This is a genomic window from Chryseobacterium sp. R2ACT005 (assembly GCF_049949215.1).
Classification (GTDB): domain Bacteria; phylum Bacteroidota; class Bacteroidia; order Flavobacteriales; family Weeksellaceae; genus Chryseobacterium.
This window is the reverse complement of record NZ_CP188192.1, coordinates 3,220,975-3,244,670: the sequence shown is the minus strand read 5'-3', so window position 1 is coordinate 3,244,670 and position 23,696 is coordinate 3,220,975. Positions and strand designations below refer to the sequence as shown.

The following is a 23,696-nucleotide window of genomic DNA, read 5'->3' as shown; positions in this document are numbered from 1 at the left end:
TATTTATTCTTTTATTTCTTTATATTTTGGGTTATATCCTTCCCTGCGGATATGAAGATGGTGATTATGATCCGCTAGATGGGTTGAGTTTTTTAATATAAATTTCTTTTTATTAACTACAATATTATAGCTGTAAAATTTTGAATAGCCAAAATTAACAAGAGCATCAATAAATTTTTCTTCCCTCGCAATATCAAAAGCCTCAGATTCTGTATCTATATGAATATTGTTGCTTGTTTTATCTTTCCTTAAATATCTGAAGTCGAATGATACTCCGTTGACATGAGTTACACTAGGAGCCCCAGTTCCATCAACAGATGTAGATCCATTGAACATGAAGTCAGTATAACCACATTCCGCTACAGCACCCAGCATAGAGGCAAATGCTTTTGGGTTAATATATTCTCGGTCAGTATTATCACCAATCTTAATCAGAATACCACTTTTATTATAATTAATAGGTAGAGGTACCTTAATCAGTTCAACCTGTCCATTGTCTTTCTGATAATATCTCGTTTTTTTGCCTACTGTCCTTTTTTCCCAGCCTTTTCCGCCGTTTACTTTAGAACCTACAACCCATTTTTGAGCCATTACTACTTTAACGGTACATATTTCATGATTTTTATTATTTTTGTCACAATAAATATATTTATATTTTTCTTCATATCCTTCCTTAATGTTTTTAGGAATATGCTTCTCGATACTTCCATTTGCATAGATATAAAAAGTAACTATATCTTTAGCATTTACAGGGGCATTACTTTTTTCATGAAATCTATCATACATGAAAAACCCTGTTTTTAATAATTTATAATTGCTTTGCCGGGTTCCCCAGCCATTTGGCATTTTAGTTTTTGTATTTCTACCATTCAACAAAACCGATATCAATTCTAAATACTTATCACCAAATATAGCTAATTCATTAAGTGATTTACCTAATGTTTCTTTCCCCCATTTTGTGATTGCTGCCGAATCAGGATCTGAAGTCATTCTTTTATTAATACTCCAAATCCAAGCTCCACTATCAATACAATAATCTACATTGTTGGCAACAATGCTAGGATTTTTTACAATATTTTGATCATTTTTATAATCAGCATAATCTTTATAAGGTCCTGGCTTATTAAATAAAGTTGTTAAATCTTTCTCATCAGTTCTGATACCGGTTAGCTGCAATAATCCGCGACCTTTATAAATACTTTGACTTGATAAGAAATCACTTTTGGTTTCTTCTGACAGAGCGAAGGTACCCGTTTCTTCACAAGCTTGAGCAAGGAAATGTATTTTTTGAATACACGTATTAATATTATATTTTTTAAATGCTGAGTTTAATGCTTTTGTAAGCGTAGCAAAAGATTTGTCACTGATATTACAAGGAGCTCTTTTACCTCCTTTTAATGCTTGTCCTTCCCAAATTGTTTCAGTTCCTTTTAATAACTTAACAAGTTGTTTCACATCTTTTTCTTCAAAATCTCTATTACAGAAACATTCTCCTGTTGTTTTATTTTTCGGCTGCTTCTGTACCCCCGCCGCACTCTTCATCTTCTCCACTTCCATCAAGCCCTCCGAATTTACCCCAAATTTCTGAGATTCTGCGGATAGTTCTTTAGAGATAATTTCTATAAAATAGTTTTGTTTATCGGAGTCCGGATCGCCGATAGGGGAGTCTATTCCTTTTTCAAAAATAGCTTTTGTAATGATGAATCCGGAGGTGTCATGGATGTCAGCTGTAATTTTAATATTTCCACTCCTAAACACTTCATCATTGGAAGCGGTGTCATATTCCCAAACTACATACTGGATATGTTTTTCCACCATATTTTTGGAGTGAATTCTTATCCTCACTTTATCTCCTACAGCTACTTTGGAAAGCTCTTTTCCTGTGTCATCAATGAAAACAGCTTCTATAATATTTCCCTTAGGAGCAGGTTGTTTGGGACCACCTCCTTGTTGTGGAGGAAATTTTTGGGTTTGTGTACCGGGTTGAGGCTTAGGTTTGGGCTGGTTTTGGGGTTGTCCTTTATAATCAGGATTGGCTACATCTACATTCACCTGACTGGCTCCCTGGATTTTTCCTGAATAAGTGGCTGTAACATAATACTCATGATTAGCTCCTTCATTCTTGTCACCTTTCATCATAAACTGATTGGCTACCTGACGAAGAATTTTTTCATCAGACATCAGAGGAATTGGTACTTCTGCAATCCCTTTTTCATTGACCCGAGCCTTGTAACTTCTTGTATGACGGTTATTTTTATTGATATTAGCATCATGGCCTTTGCCCGGAGCATCATCTTCCCAAAGGTGAAATTCTATTTCCTTATTGAACATTGCAATGCAGTGAGCCTGGGCAATAAGAGTATCACGATAGCTGGCTTTATTAACATCTTTTCCTCCTCTGTTGAAAAGGATTACTTTATCTATTTTTGAAACCTTATCACTGGTAGGAATCAGTATGAAAGTGCCAGCCAATTCTTTGGTATCAGGAAGTCCCGGGAAAATACCTTTTTTAGTTTCGTAGACTTTCATTTGAAATTCTATTCCCAGGCCTATTTCTCCAAATCTGTATGTTACCTTTTCACCTTTTTTAGGTTGGGAGGTAATGTCTTTCCAGATTCCGTTTTTCTGTTTCTTGTATAGATACCATTCATACTCGCCCTTCAGCCCGAATGACAGTCCCGAAGGTTTTATTTCGTAGGTGTAGGTTTTTCCTACCATAGGATTCTGATTCCCAATAATATTTCCTGTCATGGCTTAGCTGTAATAAAGTTCGTCTGTACCTTTTGTATCTTCCTTGAATTCATCAAAATCTACAACAGGGTTATAGACCTGCTGTTCCTGCGTATTGGCTTTTCCAACCTGGCTTTTGCTGGTCTCACTTTGCTGGCCATGTTTGAGAATGGTTATTTTCCCTCCTGTGCTGCACATCAGTTCTGAGATTTCTGTAAGGCAGCTCTTTCCCATGACTTTTACTTTCTCATAAGTTTTCTGCCATTTTCCTGCGGGAGCATAAGCGCAGGGAAGATATCCTCCTGAACTTGGCTTAAGCTTACATTGCCCAAAGGGCTGTGCCGCCGGATCAAGCTGAAGATCATCTTCTGTTACTGCCAGATAATCGGCATTTCCTTCTTCATCATTCCAGTAATGTTTCTGGTGGCTGGTTACTTTAAATTTTGGAAATTTAAACCCCTGATTACACTGTACTGTTCCTTTCTGCACAATGAAATATTTTCCTTCATGAGGACTGGAACCGCTGTCTTCTTTTGTATCTTTCTTTTTCTTTTTATCGGATTGCTGATCCGTTTTTTCAGATGATGGCTCTTCGTTTTTTGTTTGCTGTTCTGAAGGATTTTCTTCGCCGGAGCTCATCTCATCTGTAGTTTCTTCCTGTGAAGAGTCTGAAATATCCTGATTCTGAGTTTCGTTTGTCATAAGCTGTGGATCTTCCGGAATATAAATCGTTTTTCCGGGAACAGGTTCCTGCATAACATCTTCCGGCGGGCAGTGGAGATTATGATAGGTTTTTAAAATGCCCTCATTTTTCAGCTTAAACTGCCGGGTCAGCGAACTGAATGTATCGCCTTTTTGTGTGACATAATTTTTCATATTATCCTTGTGTTATATTAATGTGATGTTGATGTATCAATACCTCTTCATGGCTGAGTAAAACCGAAGCTTTAGCCTGAAGAAGATTCTTATTTTTTGTGTGGGTGGTGTATTCTAATATAATATTTCCTTGTGCAGGTTCAGAAGCAGGTTCCTGAAGTTTAATGCCACGCATGATTTCCTGTGAGGTACATAATTCGGTGATTTTACCCTTTAAAATGGTTAAAACAGAGTGGTCATCTTTATTTTCCTGTTCAATATTGATTTCACATTGTACAGGAAATGAATTTTGTAAAAGATAAAAAGATTCTGCCCATTTTGTTTTCCTTTGGAACCAATCAATTTTGGGAAACAATGTCTGAAACAGAAGCGTGCTCTTAAATTGCTGCGATAAAAATAATTCATCCTGAATACCTTTTTCAAACGTATCCATGTAATTTTGAGCAACTTCACCTACATAAAACTCTTCAAGTTCTTTGCGCTGACGGGTAAAAGTGTCTGTGATTTTTTTGTGGTCTGCAAAGCCTGTAATTTGGCCCTTGTCATTCATGATAAATTCAAGAGGCATAATACTTTTCATACAGGTAATAGATAAACTGCTTACCTTATCATCAGGCGCAACTCCATTAGATTTAAAATCTTTTTGACTATAGCTGAGAATATGTTGGTCTGTACTTCTGTCTTTGTGAAGATCGAGCTCAATGATGTAATCAATAGTAACCGCAGGTTCAAACGGACTTTCAAAGGTTTCATTCACGGAATAGGATTTAGCAAGAAAAGCATCGGAAAATTTTGAAGGAAAACTGTTTTTTCTTTCCTGTTCTTTTTGCGTCTCCGTTTTAAAATTGGTAGGAACAAAGATATTTTTGATGTCATTAAGATTTTCAAACCAAACTTTATCCATTCTTTGGCAATGGGAATTGTGAAACAGCTTTAGCTCCTCGCCGGTCATACCCAGCCGGGAAGCAATAGAGCTCAACGTATCTCCGTTTCGTACCTGATATTGTAAGAAATCAATTTCCATCCAATGTGAATTATAGGATAAAGCTATTAAAAAACTCTATTTGAAATTAATTTTTAGGGTTAAATTTCAAAAATTGTAGTAGAATTACGACACGAGATTGATGTTGTACAGAAAACCACCCCGTCAAAAATTCTTTGAATTTTTGCCACCCCTCCGGAGGAGGGGAATGTTGCGTCTTCAGTTGTGATGCCAGTCAGGATTGGAGTTTTTGTTGAGGCTTTTCTTATTGTTTTAATATGGTTGGATTCCTGCGGAATGACAAACTGTATGGGTAAGACTATCATTCCAATTATGTCATTCCGTAGGAATCTAAGCTGCTATATTTTAAAACTTATGTACTTTTAAAACAGTTCGTTGTAACTTACAATAAGCAGATAAGAAACTTTTGTGACTTTTGTGGTTTCATTATATACACAACCAAAAGTTATGATTACTTTTAAAGCTATAAACAACAGCCATGAAGAATAGATTTTTATACGGAGTTTTCATTGCATTGATCAGTATGGATTCATATGCTCAGTCATCTGTTTTTTTTACCACCAAAGCAAAGGATACTGTAAGGATCAACGAAACATTCAACGAAACAGATCCTACAGACAGTAAGAACTTACAAACCCGGCTGAAACCTATTCAGGCTAATTTTAAAAGGATTAATTCAATGACAAATTGGACTTCTGTCCAAAAGAAAAATATTGAAGGAGAATCGGCAGAAGGTGGAGAAGCAACATTTTATTATACGGATAAACGTCTGGAAAAAGTCATCGCCAGGCATTATGGAGAAATGGGGCAGGTCTTGATAGAATATTATCTGCTGAACGGACAATTGTCTTTTGTTTTCGAGAAAGAATACAGATATAACCGTCCGCTTTTCTATGATGCTAAAGCAATGAAAGAAAATAATGATACGGAAGCATTTGATTTGAAAAAATCAAAAATTACAATGACCCGTAATTATTTTGAAAAAGGAAATATTATTTTAATCAATACTACTACAGGACGCGAATCTAACATCAGTGCGGATTATCCGGCTGAACAGGAGAAGAGCATAACAGAGGATTTTAAAAGGCTTCTGAAATTAGCTGATTAAGTGGTTGTTATTGGTGATCTGCTTTGATGATATTCAGTCTTTCTTCAACTTCATTGATTCTCTTGAGCCAATAGTTGATTCCTTCCTGATTGGTTACTGTTTCTTTAAAAGCATTCCGGTTCACAGCCCATAGGTGTGAGCTGTTTTTTTGATAATCCAGTTCGCGTTCCTTTTTATTCTCAGGTTCTATCCGGTATCTCCAGAATACCAGAGAATGCATATATTCTGAGCGGATTTTTTCCAGATAGGCAATAATAGCCTTTCGGTCCTGAGGAATATATCCGGGACCAGAGCATCCACATGAATGAAAAGTGATTCCTACCGTATACAAATCGCGGATATGAGCCCATTGTTTGTCGTCATTTTTTGGAGGGGATTTAAAATCAAGTCCCATATTGGCCATCAGATTTCCACATTCGGGGCATTTGGCTTCCACTGAAGTCTGAGCATCCCGGTCCACATCTTTTAAATGACGGCGTTTGAAAGTTTTCTGGCAGTTGAAACAGGCATAATGTCCTTTGTAAACCATCATGGAGTATCGGCACATATTAAAGTCTTATTCTTTGGTTATAAGTTATTTTTTATTTGTTTTTTCCTCTTCATTACAATTGATTCCCATCAGGCTGCTGGCACTTCTCGGATCGTAGACCGACCATACATCTCCCCAGGGAAATTTGAAGGTACAGCTTGGGTAAGGGTTTTTCTTTTTTTGGGTTGGAGGGATTTCCAGGATCTTGGTGAGAAAGGTGTTGTTTCTGTGAAAAACTTTCATTTCTTTTTCCTCTGTCCATTCGTTCCAGTCTTTGGCATCACCATTTTCCCATGTGTTCATATGGATAATGTCCAGCTGATTTCCGAAAAAGCACAGACTGAAAGATACCTGATACCCTTTTATTTCTATAGGTTGAAAATAATACCAAAAATACCCGGTTTTTACATCCCACATATTATGATATTGTTCTTTATAAAAATCAGTCTGTTTCAGCTGCTCAAGACTCATTCCCCGATAAAGCTGTATATTGAAGGTTTCAAGCTCTATAACTCCATTTTCACTGTTAATCAGCATGTCCCAAAAAATTGAAGCTATAAATATACCCGTTTTTTCTTTACAGTCAACGAATAATATTTACAGCTTCTGGTAGAAATAGAAATATCGGTGTGTTATTTGGGTTATGGGTTTGAGATTATTAATGTAGACGGGATATCAGAAAGCCAAAGACTTTTTGTATCAATGAGATTTTTCCAGCTTTTACTGCTGATCAGCATCAGATCCTGAGAGTTCAGAAATTCTTTCTCAATCTTTTTCTCATTATACAGCGTAATATGATTAGGAGCTACCTGTTCAATACTTCGGATAAGCTCTTTCACCTCAATATTATTTCGGATCTGTCCTGCTGCATCAAGAATGATAACCTGTGAATTGTTGTTATTGATAAGCCTTTTCGCATATTCAAGAAGGTAAAAATCACTCAGGTTAAAGATCGGAACAAAGATCTTGTCCGCTGTTTTAAATTCTTTATCAACAAGGATTCCTACAGGAATAGTCGATTTATCCAAAACCTGAAGCGTCAGATCATCGAAAGGAGAAGTGTTGAAAATATTTCCTTTTCCTTTTACAGTGTTCAATAATTTTTCAGGATTAATGATTTTGGTGGTAAATCCTAATAATCTACCCAGTAAACTTCCCTCATACATGGATTTTCCAAGCATGATCAAAAGAAGATCATAGTTTCCTTTATTGGTAATATTCGTCAGGTCACTTTCAACATCTGTAGAAGCTTTGAAAAGAGTAGTTACTTCAAGCTGAAGCTCATGAGAGGTTTCAATGACATTTTTAAACTGTTCTTTTTCAAAATTTTCAATGTCGAAGGCGTGAAGTTCATCTACAGGAGCAATATTCATCGCAGTTACGCTTTTGTTCCCGTTCATTTTATGAGTAAAGTTATCTGCCAGTTTCAACAGTTTGCTTCCTGCTTTTGCCGTCTCAAAAGAGAGGAGAACTCTGTATTTTGTATCATTATCCTCTTGTTCATCTTCTTCAATCATTGATTTTTTTCCTTTGAAAAGGTAATTGATAAAATCCAGGCATGGCCCTGTCATAAACGTTGTAAATAACGCCATGATAACAAGCATCGCGAAAAGCTCAGGTCCCAGCACTCCTAAATCATAACCGATATTAAGAACGATAAGTTCTGTAAGCCCTCTGGTGTTCATCAAGGCACCTATGGTGAGACTGTCTTTCCAGCTTATTCTTAAAAACCTTGCGGTAAGGGCGCTTCCTACGAATTTCCCGGTAACAGCTGTTAAAATAATCAATCCGCCGATTTTCCAAAGGTGAGGATCATTCAATAAGCCGATCTGAGTTCTTAAGCCTGTAAAAACGAAGAACAGAGGTAATAATAAAACCAGGGCAACATCTTCTATTTTTTCTATGAAAAGATTCCTGAATTTTACGTTTTCCGGCATGATTGCTCCCGCCATAAATGCTCCGAAAAGAGCGTGAATACCGATCACTTCAGTGGCATAAGAAGAGATAATCAGGATCAGGAAAAATACAGCAACCAGTGATTTGCTGATGAACCCTTTTCCTTTTTGTGATTCAGCAATTCTGTTCAGGAATGGTCTTACTGCTTTTATCATAATGAATACATACAGAATAGCCATTAAGATAACAAATACTGATCCTGAGAAAGATCCAGCTTTTACCACAGCAATTACCGCTGCTAAAATACACCATGCTGTAATATCGTCAGCTGCCGCACAGGTGATTACTACGGTTCCTATTTTTGTTTTGTGAAGGTTTCGTTCCTGAACGATTCTTGCCAAAACCGGAAACGCTGTGATACTCATCGCAATAGCTATAAACAAGGCAAATGAGCTGAACTGAATACCTTCCGGTGCAAATTCTTTATAAATAAAATAAGAAAGTCCAACTCCTAATGCAAAAGGGAAAATAATACTTGCATGGCTTATCACGACCGCATCGTGGGCCTTTTTTCTAAGAACGCTCAGATCAAGTTCCATTCCCACAATATACATGAAGAGAATCAAGCCGATCTGGCTTAAAAACTGCAGATTGGGAAGCGATTCTTTCGGAAAGATAAAGGCAGAAAGTTCCGGGAAATACAATCCGAAAAGTGACGGCCCTAAAACAATACCTGCAATCATCTCACCAATTACGGAAGGCTGTTTCAGCTTTATACAGATCCATCCGAAAAGTTTGGCTACCAGAATAATGGTCACGATCTGGATAAGAAGAAGTGCTAAAGGATGATGAAGATTTGTCAGAAAAGAATCTGCGAAATTTTCCCACATCGTAGCTCCTGTAGCTTTTCCCGGAGTGATATTTTCTCCTATTTCCAGTGTTTTACCCTGAATAAAAAACCAGTACATAATGCAAGAAAAGAAAGCAATGGTACTGATGTAAAAGATAATATTTTTGTATTTCCCCAAATTCATGATTCCAATATTTTATGCAAATTTGATAAGAATATAGTTATATTAAATATTCTTTTTTTTTAAATGTAATGAATGTTCTAAAAAATGTAATAAAATCTGTTTGAATCAATCCCTATTCAATGATACCTTCATTTTTGAAGGTATTTCCTGAGAAAAACATAAACCGGATATGAGAAGTTCTGCAGCATAGAAACAGATTTCATTATAAAATCAATTCATTCTATGCAAAAATAAATGGATTGTATGTTGAAAAAGGGGAGTTGTAATAAAGAGCTGTAATTCTGTAACGAAACCCTAAAGATTTGAAAAAGGGCTTATTTCCCGAATAGCTCCATCAGGGAATTTTTGTAAGCATCGCCGATCTGAAGTTTCAGAAAGGTGTGGTCTTCCGTAGGAATAGTCGTGATAATTTCGTTCGTTGAAAATACCTTAATAGAAGAAAGAGCAATGATCTCTTTTTTGTTGACCTGGGCAAAATCTTTGGCAGGAAGCATTTCCAGAAGATTTTTGAAATTCAGGTTTTTTAATACGATCGTTGTTCCGTCGCTGAGGATGATATCTTTATCCCTGCTGTCAATTTCAGAGGTTTTAATATACGAGATCTGTTCTGTGAATATGACGGTTTTGCCGATATTGGTATTCCATTCTATAAAGTCTTTTTTAGGAGGATTTTCCACCAGTTCTTTAGCTTTTTCAAAGGCCTGGATCAGTCTTTCTTTTTTGATAGGTTTTCTTACGTAATCTACCACATTCAGGTCGAAAGCTTCGGCTGCATATTCTTTATAAGCGGTTGTAAAGATGATTTTTTTTGACCCTGAAATAATTTCAGCCACCTGAAGTCCGGTCATTCCGGGCATTTCAATATCCAGAATACACAGATTACAGTCGATGTTATCTATTTCATTCAGAAAAACTTTAGGATCATTGAATGCTTTTACCACTTCTACATTGTCGATCTGTTCACATAGAAGTTTTAAATAGCTGATGGCCAATAACTCATCATCCAGAATAACGCATTTTATCATAGAATTCTCCTAAATTGATTTTTAATTCTGCAGTAAAGACTCCATTTTTTGAACTTCTTTCCAGGTGGTAGTACGTGCTGTAGATCATTTTAAGCCTTTGATCAAAAGACTGACTTCCGAAACCGCTTTTTTCCTTTTCCAGAATATTCTTTAACGAAGCTTTATTGCTTACTTTCATTGTGAAAATACCATTTTCAAGCTCCATATAAATGGAAATAAAAGAATCCTGAGCCAGGAAATCCGTATGTTTAAAGGCATTTTCAATAAGATCCACAGAAATCAGCGGAGCAAATACCTTTTCTTCATACAAAGAATCAGATTTATTAATCCTTGATTTGATCCTGAAGTCAAAAAGTGGGTTAATCTTGATCTTATTAATTTCAATAAGGCTTAAAGCAAAATTGAGCTCTTCTTTCGGGCTTACATACTTATTATTGCTTTCATATAAAATATAATCCAGTACATTGGCCAGTTTATCCAGTGACATATACGTCTGATAAGCATGAGACTGAACTGAATTAAGAATATTTTTAAACAAATGCGGATTCAGCTTTGTACCGATATGTTCCAGACAAACCTCATTCAGGCGCTGTTCAATAAGTTTGTTGGTTTCCGATAATTTAGTATTTCTCTGCTTCAGTTTCTGATTCTGGCTGAAAAGGTAAATACTGGTCGTAAGAAACAGGAAAATGGCAAAAACTCCGATGAATATCAGATAATCATGAATCATGTAGTAATTGCCGTCCATACTGTGGTATTAAAACTATTTAAGTTTTTTAAGACCGTTTACCATCACTGTTTCTTCACATTTTTCATACGTGATTTCGTAAGACGGATTGTTTTCAGGATAGGTTAAAAGATAGCTCGGACAAGGTTTCTTTTGTGCATGACTGCGGTCAAAATCTACTTTTCCTTTGGTAATGATACTGTCTTTTATAAATTTTTCATCAATCTTGTAGGCTGCCATTGCACTTTTGGCCTCGTCAGAATATTTGAATTCTTTAGAAAGACTTTCAGCAATAACACGGCTGTTCGGTAAATAGCCACTGCAGCTTGCCCCTTTTTTGTTTAAAATAAAAAATACGAGTAAAAGCCCCGGAATGAAGCCTATTGCATAAAATTTCAGTTTTTTCATTAGAAAATTAAAAGATTGATATCGTGGTACGTAAGTCCGAAACGGTCGCAGATGATCTTCTTGGTATGTCTTCCTTTGTACATATATAAGCTCTGCTTCATTTCGTTTTTGCGGATCAGCATGTTTTCAAAGCCGCCCTCTTCGTCATAATTTAAAATATAGGAAAGGAAGAAATTCGAGATAGCCTTAGTGGTAGTTCTCGGCATTCTTGAGGTAAGGTTCGGAAGTCCGCAGTGGATAACACCGTGTTTTATGACATAAGGATCTTCCATGTTAGTTAGTTCTGAGGTTTCAATAACTTTACCGTTGTCTATAGTGATATCAATAATGACACTTCCTTTTTTCATTTTCATTACCATATCTTCAGTGACGATAGGAGTCATATTCAATCTTGGCAGTGCTCCTATCACTACATCAGCACGTCTTAAACTTTTGCTGAGTTCTTTAGGATCAATAATGGAAGTTGGCACACGGCTGTCAACAATGGTATGAAGTCTTCTCAGCTTGGATAAAGAGTTGTCGAAAACCTTTACGCTGGCTCCTAAACCTATTGCTGCTTTTGTAGCAAATTCACCTACAATTCCGGCTCCAAGAATCACTACTTCTGCAGGTCTTACTCCAGTAATGCCTCCCAACATTAAGCCGTTGGATAAAGCTAATAATTCTGAAGCATATAAAATGGAAACAGTTCCTGCAATTTCCCCGATTAATCTTACCAGTGACAGCTGCTTGTATTCATCAACAATGAATTCAAAGGCAATGGCGTTTATTTTTTTCTCTGCAAGCTTTAAGAAATATTCCTTGTCTCTGAGATTGATCTGAAGTGCCGAAACCAGATAAGTATTAGGTTTCATGTACTCAATTTCGTCTTCGGTAGGAGGGTTTACCTTCAGAATAAGATCCTGCCCGAAAGCTTCTTTAGGATCATTCGTGATCTTTGCTCCTGATTCGGAATATTGTAAATCTGTAAAAAACGAACCTTCCCCAGACCCGGATTCTATAATAATCTCATGGCCATGCTCTACCAACACCTGTACGGCATCAGGAGTAATGCAGGTTCTCCTCTCGTTGAGACAGGTCTCTTTAGGAATTCCAATACTGAACTGTTTTCCCTTTTTAATAACCTCCAATTTTTCCTCTTTCGGCATCAATTCTTCTTCTGTGAAAGGAGTAAAAATATTTGTACTCATCCTTAAATTAAATTATGTCTTACAGATTGTTATTTACACTCAATTTATGAGCAAAGATACATAATATTTAATCGAATGAAACTTCTCTGTTTTCACCCGTGTTCACAATACTCATTGTGTGATAGTTGAGACCGTAAAGCTCCTCTTCATACACTTCCGGCCACTCGATAATGCATAAAAAAGAGTTGTCCAGATATTCTTCAATTCCGATATCATAGACTTCTTCAATGTTTTTTAAACGGTAAAGATCAAAATGATATACTTTTCCTTTTTCCGTATTGTATTCATTGACAATAGAGTAGGTAGGAGAGTTTACCTCATCCTTGCTGCCCATATTTTTAAGCAGGAATTGAGTGAAAGTGGTTTTTCCTGCTCCCAGATTTCCCTTTAATAAAAGAATATTATGCTTTAATTCCGGAATGATGCTGTCAACAACTTCCTGCCAGTCTTCGATTGTATGTATAGTGAATTGCATATGCTAATTTATTTTGCAAAAATAATGATAAAACCTACTAAATATAATGCACATGTATTATATAATTGTAAGGTTTTTTTTTATGTGTATTTTTGTACTATGATTTCCAAACAGACCATTGATAAGATATTCTCCACAATCCGGGTTGAAGAGATTGTGGGCGAGTATGTGCAGTTGAAAAGAGCAGGGTCTAACTTTAAAGGGCTCAGTCCTTTTCATGAAGAAAAATCTCCGAGTTTTGTTGTTTCACCAAGCAAACAGATCTGGAAAGATTTCTCAACCGGAAAAGGAGGAACCGCCATCTCTTTCCTTATGGAAATTGAGAATTTTACCTATCCTGAAGCCCTTCGCCATGCGGCAAAAAAGTACGGAATTGAAATTGAAGAAGATCTGCGTGAAATTTCCGAAGAAGCAAAACATGCACAGACTGAAAAAGATCTTTTATATAAAATTCATGAAGTTGCCAATACATATTTCCAGGAAATTCTTTGGGATGGAGAAGAGGGAAGAAGTATCGGATTGGCTTATTTTAAAGAAAGAGAGCTAAAGGACGATATTATCAGAAAATTTCAGCTGGGGTATTCTCCTGAGAAGAAGAATGCCTTTACTGCTTATGCGCTGGAAAAAGGATATACCAAGGAAATTCTTGAAAGATCCGGACTTTCTATTTTCCCGGAAAATACTCCTGCAGGAGTGGACCGTTTCAGGGAACGTGTGATTTTCCCTATTCACAGTTTTTCAGGAAGGGTTCTGGGTTTTGGAGCAAGGATTCTTAAGAATAACGTTAAAACGGCAAAGTATCTCAATTCGCCGGAAACAGAGATTTATCATAAATCCAATGTTCTTTACGGATTAAACCAAAGTAAACAGGCGATTTCAAGAAAGAACGGTTGTCTTTTGGTGGAAGGATATATGGATGTGATTTCACTTCATATGTCCGGAATTGAAAATGTAGTGGCCAGTTCCGGAACGTCTTTGACAACGGAGCAGATCAAACTGATCAAAAGGCTTACAGAAAACGTAACGATTCTTTTTGACGGTGATAATGCCGGTATCAAAGCCAGTTTCCGAAGTATCGATATGCTGTTGACAGAAGGAATGAACATCCGTGTCTTGCTTTTCCCTGATGGAGATGACCCGGATTCATTTGCCAGAAAACATCCGCAGGAATACGTAGAAAAGTATATTGAAAACGAAGCGATGGATTTCATCGACTTCAAAGCGGAAATTCTGTTGAGGGATGTTGGTAATGACCCTATTAAAAAAGCAGAAGCGATAAGGGATATCGTGAAATCTGTTTCTTTTGTACAGAATGCATTGAAAAGGGAAGTTTACCTTAAAGAGGTTTCCAATAAATTCGGACTTTCTGAGCAGAGTCTTTTCAATGAGCTTGATGTTCAGAAGCAGATCACACAGAATCAGACCCATCATGTTCAGCAGCAACAAAAGGAAAAGGCAGCTCCAAAGATGGAGATTGTTCCTCTGGAAAAGGAAAAAGAAGATCCTTTCCTGTTTGATGTACTGTTTATGGAGAATAAGCTGGTAGATCACATGCTGATGTTTGGAGATATTATTTTGAAAAGGAAAAATGAGCAGAATGAAGAATATCAGATTACGGTTATTGAAGAAATTCTCCATCATTTTGAAGAAGAACAGTATATATTTTTAGTCAAAGAAAATGAGATTATTATCAACCAGGTAAGAGAGGGAATTCAGAAAGATGAACTTAGAAGTGGAAACTTTTTTGTATCTTTTATGGATGAAGAGATTACCACAAAGGTTGTGGATGCTTTGATTCCGCTGGATGATCTTGAAAACTGGGCTTCCAGAAATATTTATCCTCCCAATTATGGAGATAAAGTGGCAGATCAGATCCGGGGAGATGTTTTATTGCATAAATACAGATATATTGATTATTTAATCACGGAAACGGCTAAAGAACTTGATCAGTACAGTACTACAGATGAGGGGAAATATTATGAGCTTATCAAGAAAATTACCTTATTGAAACAGGCTTCGATGCGATTGAGCAATATCATCGAATATTCGCCTATCAAAGGAATCTATGGAGATCGAAAAAGATAGTTTTTAAGTCAGTTTTTTTTATATTCTATGACAAAAAGTCCTATAAAATTTTAGGAATAAATATTGTAATTTAAACATCGAGAATAATATAAAAATAATACATAATAGAAATATGGACATTAAAAAGGATTTCAGAGACTTCTCTGTAAAACATTTAGGAAACAACGGTTTGGTTACCGATCAGTATATGGGAATGTATGGCCCAACGAATCTTACTCCGTACATCATGGAAGAAAGAAGATTAAACGTTGCTCAGATGGACGTTTTCTCCCGTTTGATGATGGACAGAATTATCTTCCTGGGAACAGGTATTGATGATCAGGTGGCAAACATCGTTACGGCACAGCTTTTATTCTTAGAAAGTGCTGACCCATCAAAAGATATTCAGATCTATATCAACTCTCCCGGCGGAAGTGTTTATGCAGGTTTAGGTATTTATGACACGATGCAGATCATTAAACCAGATGTAGCTACTATCTGTACCGGGATGGCTGCTTCAATGGGAGCTGTATTATTGGTTGCCGGAGAAAAAGGAAAACGTTCTGCGCTTAAGCACTCAAGAGTAATGATTCACCAGCCTTCAGGAGGTGCTCAGGGAGTGGCTTCTGATATGGAGATCAACTTGAGAGAGATGCTGAAATTGAAGCAGGAACTTTATGAAATTATCGGTCACCATTCAGGACAAACTTACGAGTGGGTAGAAAAATCTTCTGACAGAGATTACTGGATGACTTCTGAGGAAGCTAAAGGCTACGGAATGGTAGATGAGGTTCTTCAAAGATCTACAGAGAAAAAATAATTGATTGTAAAATCATAAGAAACCGCACCGATTTGGTGCGGTTTTTTTTGTTGGATTAATTATGAATTTTAAACTGTATTGACTGTTTAGATTCCTGCGGAATGACGCAATTGAAATGATGGTTTATACATACAGTTTGTCATTCCGTAGGAATCCAGCCGCAATCATTCAAGAAGAAATACTTCAGACGGAATCTCAATCCAGACCAAATTCCAATTGAAGACGTAAAAATTGCCATCCTTTGGAGGGGTGGCGAAAATTCAAAGAATTTTTGACGGGGTGGTTTTGCATGTCCACTTTAACTATTTCTTAACAACCTTAGGATAAATACTGGATTTTTTCTTCGCAACGGAAAACGCCTAAAGTTAGCTGTGCTTCACTTTGGTTCTATTGTTAAAATACAATTATCATTATATTCAAGATCAGTTTATAATCAATCTCTATTTTCGCAGCTATAAGAGTGAATATGAAAAAATTGCTATTGTCTGTTGTAGTGCTGGCAGTATTGACTTCATGTAAAAGTGATGATGATACCAAAATGATTAATCAGGATATTAATTATTCCAAACTCCCTCAGGAATTTCCGTTTACAAAACTGGCTGCGATAAACGGAGTAGATGTCATTAATGGCGGATTTGGTTCCGGAGCAGCAGCTCATCCTACAAGAAAAGGCGAATTCTATGTCATTACAGACAGAGGACCAAATACTGACTTTCAGAATGGTAAAAAGTTTCTAGCTCCTAACTTTACTCCAACAATTATGCATTTTAAAATCAATGCTGACGGAAATGTAGAGGTAATCAAATATATTAAACTTAAAAATCCATCCGGGCAACCTATTACGGGATTACCAAATCCGGTAGGGATGGGAAGTACGGGGGAAATTGCTTATGATGCTTCCGGAAATGTTTTAGGTACTGATCAGTATGGACTGGACAGTGAAAGTATTGTAGCAGCAGCAGACGGTACATTCTGGGTTTCTGATGAATACGGACCGCATATTGTGCATTACAGTGCAGACGGAGTAGAAATGGAAAGAATAAGCCCGATAGGTGTAAATACCGGAACAAGAAAATTACCTGCTGTGTTAGCAAAGAGAAGAGCCAACAGAGGAATGGAAGGCCTGTGTATTACTCCAGACGGAAGAACGCTGGTAGGAACGATACAGTCGATGATGCTTGTACCCAGCAAAGCATTGGCAACCAATACCACTTTAACGAGAATTGTCACCTTTGATATTATTACAGGGCAGACCAAACAGTTTTTGTATAAACAGGATGGAGGCGCTTCAGATTCAGTATGTGATATTACTGCATTAAGTAACAATGAATTCCTGGTGATTGAAAGAGATGGGAATTTCGGATCTCAGGGAGGAATTAAAAAAGTATACAGAATTAACCTGAGCAATGCTTCCGATGTGAACGGAACTGATATTGCTGCCGTAGATGGTATGAAAGTGAATGGAAAAGCCTTAGAGCAATGCTCATGGGATGAAATTACGAATGCCGGGATAAAAACTGTTACCAAAACATTAGCTGTAGATCTGGTTGCAAAACTGGGCTATGAACATGATAAGTTTGAGGGAATTGTTTATTTAGGAAATAATAAACTGGCTGTTTTCAATGATGATGATTTTGGAGTAGTGGATGATGGAAATGGTAACCCGAAAGCTAAGATTCTTCCTAAAACAGGGAAGGTAGATAAAGGAACTATGTATGTAGTCGATATTCAATAATTAGATTTTTTTAACGGAAAACGGCGGCATCGAAGATGCCGCCGTTTTTATTTATCAATAGGAGTGGACTTTATCCGGAACCTATTTTTTTGAATATTAGTTAAAACCCTCAATAATCTTAGAGAAATCCTCTAATTTCAAAGCAGCTCCTCCAATAAGACCTCCGTCGATATCCGGCTGAGAGAAAATTTCTTTTGCATTGTCTGGCTTTACAGATCCTCCATAAAGGATTGAAATTTCATCAGCAACTTCCTGTCCGTATTTTGCAGCGATGATACTTCTGATGTGTGCATGAATTTCCTGAGCCTGCTCCGGACTTGCCGTTTCTCCTGTTCCGATAGCCCAAACCGGTTCGTAAGCAATCACTACCTTCTTGATTTCTTCAGCAGAAAGTGTAAAAAGAGCGACTTCAGTCTGATTTTTTACCACTTCCAGATGTTGTCCTGCTTTTCTCTGTTCAAGAGTTTCTCCGTTACAGTAAACAGGAATAAGACCTTTGTCAAGTGCTAATTTGATTTTTCTGTTACAGTGAGAATCTGTTTCTCCGTGATACTGTCTTCTTTCAGAGTGTCCGATCAATGAACCGGTAGCATCGATAGATTCCAGCATATCTGCAGAAATTTCTCCTGTGTAAGCTCCGCTTTCATACTCGCTCATATCCTGAGAAAATACTCCGATTTCATCCTTTTCAAAGATGTCTTTTGCCATCATCAAATATAATGCTGGCGGAGCGATCCAAACCTCACAGTGGGTAGCATTGTTGTTTTTATAGCTTAGTAACTGAATCATCAATTGTTGTGCATCAATTACATTTTTGTTCATTTTCCAGTTGCCTGCAACTATTTTTCTTCTCATAACATTTATTATATTTATTTACTTCATTTATTTATTTCGTGATTATAATCCCCAAAGGTTTTTCAGCAGAACGTAGAAAGTATGCTCCTCTTCAGTTACTTTATTATCCGCTTTGATCAGTGATTTTGCAAACTGAACAAACTTTACACGTTCATCTTCTGTAGAATCATCATGGAAACATCTTGCATGAAATTCAAAATGATCTTTCCATTCTTCGGGCTGTAAAAGAGCCAGTGTTTCCAATTCGTTGTCAAGATTCATTCTGAACGGAAATTCATCCGCCATATATTGTTGTACCAGCATTCCTTCTTCAGGAGCAAACTCTCCGTCTACAGAAGAAAGGATCATTAATAAGTGATATCCGGCGATTGATTTATTTGATTTTTGCATGTTTTAATATTTTTTTACTAGATCGTCTAAGTTATTTTCTTCTAAAATTTTATCAAGATACTTACCTCTGCTGCTTAATTTTCTTTGATAAGGAGCAAATTTCTGTGTTACTTCGTTGAATTCTTCACTCAATTTTATCAGTTCTTCTGATTCACTTACAGTAAGTTTTTTATCAGAAAATTCTGTGTTGAAATGAATCAGTTTTTTTACTGCAATTTCCTTTTTTACAATTTCCTCCTCCGTAGAATGTAATGTACAAATCCCATAGATTCCGTTACAATAGGCAGCCCATTCACTTTCAAATATTTCATCTAGCTTCTCCTGTTCCGGAAAAGGAGTATTGAATTTACCGTCATAAGCAAAACCTTTATCAGGATGATTGATCAGATGTTGGATGAAATTTTCTTTAAATTTTGTCTTATATTGGTGAATATCGTTCAATTCTTTATTCTTCTTAACCAGTGAAATACAGTTTTTACTGAAATATTTTTCTATAATCTCACTTTCAAATTCATCATTAAGAGGAGAAGTAATTCTGATACTTCTGGAAACTGTATAAGAAGGCTGTGGAATTAATTCATTTTGAATAAACGCAGCCAGATCATCTTTACTGATATCCGTTACAGTACACAATTCATCTTCCGTAATATAATTTTCATTGATATAAGCGAAATTTTGTTCCATCACTATTGAAGTAATTAGTTGATATAATCTTTTGCGGGTTGTTTGTCTATAATTTTTCCATTCTCAAGAATCAGTACAAACGGGTTGCTTCTTGCTATGGTTTTGATGGCAGTTCCGTCCATCATTGCGTTTTTAATGGTTTTAAAAGTATTTGGATAGGTAGAAACTCCATAGATAAGAGCTCCTTTTTGTGTATTTACTTTAGCTTCCACCTTCTGAAGCAGATCAGCAGAAACATCTTTTGGATGATAAGAGAATACCAAAACGGCTTTTGGAGCGTTGATGATCTCGTTCGTAACCTCCATTCCTGTAGGATCTTCAATCTTAAATTTCACAATTTCAGATTTGTAACCTTCTTTGATCAGTACAGATTCATTTTTTCCTTCCTCAATTTTCCAGGGAGAACCTTCTGCCCAGTATTCTGTTTTTTTGATATAAGCATCCTGATTTACCTTTATAACAGCCCCTGTTTTCTGGTTTTTCAGAGAATAAAAAGTCTTATATTCAGAAGGATTTTTTTCAATTTTTCCTTTTTCACCTTTAATGTCCGTTCCTATTTTATAATCACGGAAATCAATGATCGGTTCATGCATAATCCCTTGTGCCATCACATAAATCATTCCCAGTGAAAAAACTGTTAAAAGGATATATTTAAATGTATTGGAAGACTCTTTCTTGGTCACTCCATACTCATCTTTTTTACGGAAATCTTTTCTGTACAAGACAAATAATATGATCAATCCTACCAGAAGCACAATATCCTTAAGAAAGCTCTGCCAAGGTGTAAATTTGACGGCATCTCCAAAACATCCACAGTCTGTTACCACATTGAAATAGGCTGAATAAAACGTAAGGAATCCAAAGAAAATACAAAGCGCAATTAATATGGATAAGGTAAATTTAAGCTTTAATTTAAGCAGTAACATAAATCCTAAGAAAAGCTCCAGTACCACTACGATAATGGAAAAAAGCAGAGCAAACTTTTCTAAAAACGGCATGTTGAAAACAGGAGGAGCAAAATATTCTTCCATTTTGAAAGAAAAACCTACCAGATCCACGGCTTTCACAAAGCCTGAAAGGATAAAAATAACAGCAATAATAAAGCGTAATAAACCTTTGAGCATATTAAATATTTTTGGGTTCGAATTGATTTTCTTTTTCTGAGAACTTGATCAGGCAGAAGACAGCATAATTCAGCATATCGAAATAGTTGGCGTCAAGCCCTTCTGAGACGATCGTTTTTCCCTGATTATCCTCAATCTGTTTAGTTCTTAATACTTTCTGATAAATAAGATCTGTGATCGAAGAGATTCTCATATCTCTCCATGCCTCACCATAATCATGATTTTTTCTCTCCATTAAAGCTTTTGCTTCGTTGGAATATTGGTCATACAGACCTAAAATTTCTTCTTTATTTTCATTGAAATCATTGGAAAGACCCTTCTCCAGCTGAATAAGTCCAATGATAGAGTAATTGACAATTGCGATAAATTCATCTTCTTCACTCTCATCCACCATTTTTTTATCAGTCATCTGCAGCGTACGGATTCTGTTCACTTTGATATAAATCTGATCCGTAATAGAGCTTGGTCTTAAAACCCTCCATGCTGCACCGTAATCCTGTAATTTTTTACCGAAAAGATCACGACACTGACTGATAACTTTCTCGAACTGTACTGATGTTTTTAACATAAATTTTCTTAATCTTCCAAATATACGAATTCGGTTTTAGATTTTTGAATTTGATGAGCTGAGTTTGTGAGTGAGAGGGTTTGAGAGGGTGTCTCCAGCTTCTGGCTTCCAGACAATAATTTCTAATTTCTAGCTTCCTACCTCTTATTAAAACATCATAAATCACTAATTTTGCAGTACAAAAATAATGATCAATTATAAAATCCATGCTCTCTAAATCTCCAATTCTCCAGCCCTCCAACGCTCCAACCCACTCAATCAATTGTAATGGTCGTTTAGTACAGCTTGATACTCCAAAAATCATGGGAATCCTCAATCTGACTCCGGATTCATTTTCTGATGGCGGGAAATTCAATGAGGAAAAATCAGCTTTGAAACATGCAGAAAAACTGTTGAAAGATGGCGCAGAAATACTGGATATCGGACCTCAGTCTACACGCCCCAATGCAGAATTTTTAAGTGCTGCAGAAGAAATAAACCGAATCGGAAATATCATTTCTCTGATCAAAAAAGAATTTCCGGAAGTCTTGATTTCTCTTGATACTTTTTATGCAGCAACAGTAAAATTTGGTTTCAATGAAGGAATTGATCTGATCAATGATATCTCAGGCGGTCAGTATGATGTAGAAATGTTTGATACAGCTGCTGAAACGAAACTTCCCTACATTTTGATGCATGTAAATCCTTCCTACAAAACTATGCACGATAAAATAAAGTTTGAAGATATTACACTGGAAGTGAACCAATATTTTGCTAAAAAGACAAAGGAACTTTTAGAAAAAGGAGTGAATGACATCATTCTTGATCCTGGTTTTGGTTTCGGAAAAACAGGAGAAGATCAGATGAAAATGATCCATGAAGTTGAATATCTCGGATTTGGAAAATTTCCCCTTTTAATAGGTATTTCCAGAAAGTCATTTATCTACAAACCTCTTGGGAAATCACCTTTGGATATCAATGAAGAAACGCAAAAACTTCATATGAAAGTACTAGAACAGGGAGCAAAGATTGTAAGGGTTCATGATGTGGCTGAAGCAAAGGAAACGCTTACCCAGTTTTTACGGAAAAAATAAAAAGTGTAAAAAAACTTGTGAGTAATTAAAAAGTTTATACATTTGCAGTATGAATTTTACGAATCAGAAAAATATTATTGTCATTTCTATTATTGCTGCTGTCATTAACAGCAGGAAGGAAACGGCATTTTAGATAGATTTAAATTTAAATTATATATAGAACCGTTTCAAATTATGAAACGGTTTTTTTTGTTTTAATTTTTTACAATAAAAAAGTATGTATCAGTTATTATCAGTAATTATTATCGTCATTATTATTCCCTTACGTCTGTGAGAAGGAAGATGTATGACTGTACATATATTGAGCCCTCTCACAGCGTGAGAGGGCTTTTTTTATTCCCTTTTGTTAATTTTTTAAACCTCTATAACATGTATTATAACGACGACACGACGATCTACTTTGACGGAAAATTTATGAAAGCGAAAGATGCCGGAACAGATCTGTATGGACAATCACTTCACTATGGTTACTCAGTTTTTGAAGGAATTAAATCTTACAGCACCGATCATGGAGCCAGGATTTTTAAAGCACAAGAACATTATGAAAGGCTAATAAGATCAGCTGAATTAATGCATATTCCCTTCGATTATTCTGTGAACCAGCTTACAGAACTTACTTATGAACTTCTGGATCGTAATGGTTTTACTGATGCTTATATCCGTCCGTTGGTCACGTGTTCACCCAATATGTCCCTTTCAAAAGGACAAAAATCTTATCTGTCACTTCTTGCCTGGGAATGGAATAACGGCTATCTGGCAGATAAAATGAAAATTATGACTTCCCCTTTTCAACGTCCTAATCCTAAAGCTTTCAAGGTTGAAGCCAAAGTAGGAGGACATTATGTAAACTCAATATTGGCCTGTCAGGATGCCAAAGACAAAGGTTACGATGAAGCGCTGGTATTGGATGAAAACGGAAATGTTGCCGAAAGTTCCGGTGCCAATGTATTCTACGAAAAAGACGGGGTTTTATTTACTCCGGCCAAAGGAAGCATCCTTCCGGGAATCACCAGACAAACCGTTATGGAGATTTGTAATGAGCTTGATATCCCTGTAGAAGAAACATTTTTTAAACCGGAAGAAATGCGTGGTGCAGATGCTGGTTTTTTCTGTGGTACGGCAGCAGAAATTGTTGCCCTGGATTCTCTTGATGATGTTCCTTTCACCAGAAATTGGGAAGAGACTTCAAGTGGAAGAGTACAGCAGGCATATTTGAAATTGGTAAGAGTTCTGTCATTGTAGATTTTAAGAATTTAAATATGTGATTATCAGATGAATATATCTGTTTTTTAAATGATTGAATATTGTAATTTTTATAAAAATTGAAAATGAAAAGAATATTACAAAATGTAGTTTTGGATCAAAATTTAGTAAAGAACTCC

At 36.3% G+C, this 23,696-nt stretch carries 22 protein-coding genes; 6 read left to right on the top strand and 16 right to left on the bottom strand.

The features are described from left to right. Positions 1 to 3 precede the first annotated feature (3 nt). Genes ACPF63_RS14750 through ACPF63_RS14740 form a run of 3 tightly spaced genes read right to left on the bottom strand, consistent with a single transcriptional unit; the run spans position 4 to position 4,630 of the window. Positions 4 to 2,751: a hypothetical protein gene (locus tag ACPF63_RS14750; RefSeq protein WP_426480430.1), complete on the bottom strand. Its 2,748-nt coding sequence runs from the start codon at positions 2,749 to 2,751 to the stop codon at positions 4 to 6. Between the two features lie 3 nt (positions 2,752 to 2,754). After that, positions 2,755 to 3,606 carry a DUF4280 domain-containing protein gene (locus tag ACPF63_RS14745; protein ID WP_426480429.1) on the bottom strand — a complete coding sequence of 284 codons (852 nt, stop codon included), beginning with the start codon at positions 3,604 to 3,606 and terminating at the stop codon, positions 2,755 to 2,757. A 1-nt stretch (position 3,607) separates the two neighbouring features. After that, the gene (locus ACPF63_RS14740) at positions 3,608 to 4,630 is read right to left on the bottom strand and encodes a LysM peptidoglycan-binding domain-containing protein (protein WP_426480428.1); all 1,023 of its coding nucleotides are present in this window, start codon (positions 4,628 to 4,630) and stop codon (positions 3,608 to 3,610) included. Between the two features lie 457 nt (positions 4,631 to 5,087). Between ACPF63_RS14740 and ACPF63_RS14735 the strand changes: the two genes are divergently transcribed. Continuing rightward, a complete protein-coding gene (locus ACPF63_RS14735) occupies positions 5,088 to 5,717 on the top strand; it encodes a hypothetical protein (RefSeq protein ID WP_426480427.1) in 630 nt (209 codons plus the stop codon). Positions 5,718 to 5,724: 7 nt separating this feature from the next. On the opposite strand, the gene ACPF63_RS14730 is transcribed toward ACPF63_RS14735, so the two are convergent. The 8 genes from ACPF63_RS14730 to tsaE all read right to left on the bottom strand — a co-directional run bounded on the left by ACPF63_RS14730 (position 5,725) and on the right by tsaE (position 13,001). Continuing rightward, positions 5,725 to 6,249, bottom strand: a complete 525-nt coding sequence (locus ACPF63_RS14730) for a hypothetical protein (RefSeq protein ID WP_317043601.1) — start codon at positions 6,247 to 6,249, stop codon at positions 5,725 to 5,727. 42 nt (positions 6,250 to 6,291) lie between these two features. Beyond that, positions 6,292 to 6,783: a hypothetical protein gene (locus tag ACPF63_RS14725; RefSeq protein WP_426480426.1), complete on the bottom strand. Its 492-nt coding sequence runs from the start codon at positions 6,781 to 6,783 to the stop codon at positions 6,292 to 6,294. A 104-nt stretch (positions 6,784 to 6,887) separates the two neighbouring features. Beyond that, positions 6,888 to 9,176 (bottom strand): cation:proton antiporter, encoded by a 2,289-nt coding sequence (locus ACPF63_RS14720; RefSeq protein WP_426480425.1) that lies wholly within the window; start codon positions 9,174 to 9,176, stop codon positions 6,888 to 6,890. A 314-nt stretch (positions 9,177 to 9,490) separates the two neighbouring features. Next, positions 9,491 to 10,201 carry a LytR/AlgR family response regulator transcription factor gene (locus ACPF63_RS14715; RefSeq protein ID WP_426480424.1) on the bottom strand — a complete coding sequence of 237 codons (711 nt, stop codon included), beginning with the start codon at positions 10,199 to 10,201 and terminating at the stop codon, positions 9,491 to 9,493. Beyond that, positions 10,176 to 10,949 (bottom strand): histidine kinase, encoded by a 774-nt coding sequence (locus tag ACPF63_RS14710; protein ID WP_426480423.1) that lies wholly within the window; start codon positions 10,947 to 10,949, stop codon positions 10,176 to 10,178. The genes ACPF63_RS14715 and ACPF63_RS14710 overlap by 26 nt, the downstream gene beginning before the upstream one ends. Before the next feature lie 15 nt (positions 10,950 to 10,964). Continuing rightward, on the bottom strand, positions 10,965 to 11,336 hold the full coding sequence (locus tag ACPF63_RS14705) for a hypothetical protein (RefSeq protein ID WP_426480422.1): 372 nt from the start codon (positions 11,334 to 11,336) through the stop codon (positions 10,965 to 10,967). Then, complete coding sequence (locus ACPF63_RS14700; RefSeq protein ID WP_077415434.1) at positions 11,336 to 12,526, bottom strand: alanine dehydrogenase; 1,191 nt, start codon at positions 12,524 to 12,526, stop codon at positions 11,336 to 11,338. Before ACPF63_RS14700 ends, ACPF63_RS14705 begins: the two co-directional genes overlap by 1 nt. 67 nt (positions 12,527 to 12,593) lie before the next feature. After that, a complete protein-coding gene (gene tsaE / locus ACPF63_RS14695; RefSeq protein ID WP_047377073.1) occupies positions 12,594 to 13,001 on the bottom strand; it encodes a tRNA (adenosine(37)-N6)-threonylcarbamoyltransferase complex ATPase subunit type 1 TsaE in 408 nt (135 codons plus the stop codon). Positions 13,002 to 13,100: 99 nt separating this feature from the next. Between tsaE and dnaG the strand changes: the two genes are divergently transcribed. From dnaG to ACPF63_RS14680, 3 genes are all read left to right on the top strand, one after another. Further along, entirely contained in the window at positions 13,101 to 15,086 is a 1,986-nt protein-coding gene (gene dnaG, locus ACPF63_RS14690; RefSeq protein WP_426480421.1) for a DNA primase, read from the top strand. Positions 15,087 to 15,198: 112 nt separating this feature from the next. Next, positions 15,199 to 15,885, top strand: coding sequence for an ATP-dependent Clp endopeptidase proteolytic subunit ClpP (clpP, locus tag ACPF63_RS14685; protein WP_034726592.1), 687 nt, complete (start codon positions 15,199 to 15,201; stop codon positions 15,883 to 15,885). A 466-nt stretch (positions 15,886 to 16,351) separates the two neighbouring features. Beyond that, on the top strand, positions 16,352 to 17,620 hold the full coding sequence (locus tag ACPF63_RS14680) for an esterase-like activity of phytase family protein (RefSeq protein WP_426480420.1): 1,269 nt from the start codon (positions 16,352 to 16,354) through the stop codon (positions 17,618 to 17,620). A 96-nt stretch (positions 17,621 to 17,716) separates the two neighbouring features. Here ACPF63_RS14680 and tpiA read toward each other — a convergent pair whose 3' ends face one another. The 5 genes from tpiA to ACPF63_RS14655 are packed head-to-tail and all read right to left on the bottom strand — an operon-like array spanning position 17,717 to position 21,241. After that, a complete protein-coding gene (tpiA, locus tag ACPF63_RS14675) occupies positions 17,717 to 18,475 on the bottom strand; it encodes a triose-phosphate isomerase (RefSeq protein ID WP_077415427.1) in 759 nt (252 codons plus the stop codon). Between the two features lie 42 nt (positions 18,476 to 18,517). After that, positions 18,518 to 18,865, bottom strand: a complete 348-nt coding sequence (locus tag ACPF63_RS14670; RefSeq protein WP_077415425.1) for a TerB family tellurite resistance protein — start codon at positions 18,863 to 18,865, stop codon at positions 18,518 to 18,520. Positions 18,866 to 18,868: 3 nt separating this feature from the next. After that, positions 18,869 to 19,549 carry a DUF6058 family natural product biosynthesis protein gene (locus ACPF63_RS14665; protein WP_426480419.1) on the bottom strand — a complete coding sequence of 227 codons (681 nt, stop codon included), beginning with the start codon at positions 19,547 to 19,549 and terminating at the stop codon, positions 18,869 to 18,871. Positions 19,550 to 19,563: 14 nt separating this feature from the next. Next, the gene (locus tag ACPF63_RS14660) at positions 19,564 to 20,673 is read right to left on the bottom strand and encodes a BT_3928 family protein (RefSeq protein WP_426480418.1); all 1,110 of its coding nucleotides are present in this window, start codon (positions 20,671 to 20,673) and stop codon (positions 19,564 to 19,566) included. Between the two features lies 1 nt (position 20,674). Further along, positions 20,675 to 21,241 (bottom strand): DUF1599 domain-containing protein, encoded by a 567-nt coding sequence (locus tag ACPF63_RS14655; protein ID WP_219072377.1) that lies wholly within the window; start codon positions 21,239 to 21,241, stop codon positions 20,675 to 20,677. 302 nt (positions 21,242 to 21,543) lie between these two features. Between ACPF63_RS14655 and folP the strand changes: the two genes are divergently transcribed. Together folP and ilvE are read left to right on the top strand one after the other, a co-directional pair. Next, positions 21,544 to 22,314: a dihydropteroate synthase gene (gene folP / locus ACPF63_RS14650; protein ID WP_175627229.1), complete on the top strand. Its 771-nt coding sequence runs from the start codon at positions 21,544 to 21,546 to the stop codon at positions 22,312 to 22,314. A gap of 369 nt (positions 22,315 to 22,683) precedes the next feature. Further along, entirely contained in the window at positions 22,684 to 23,556 is an 873-nt protein-coding gene (ilvE, locus tag ACPF63_RS14645; protein WP_426480417.1) for a branched-chain-amino-acid transaminase, read from the top strand. Positions 23,557 to 23,696: the final 140 nt, after the last annotated feature.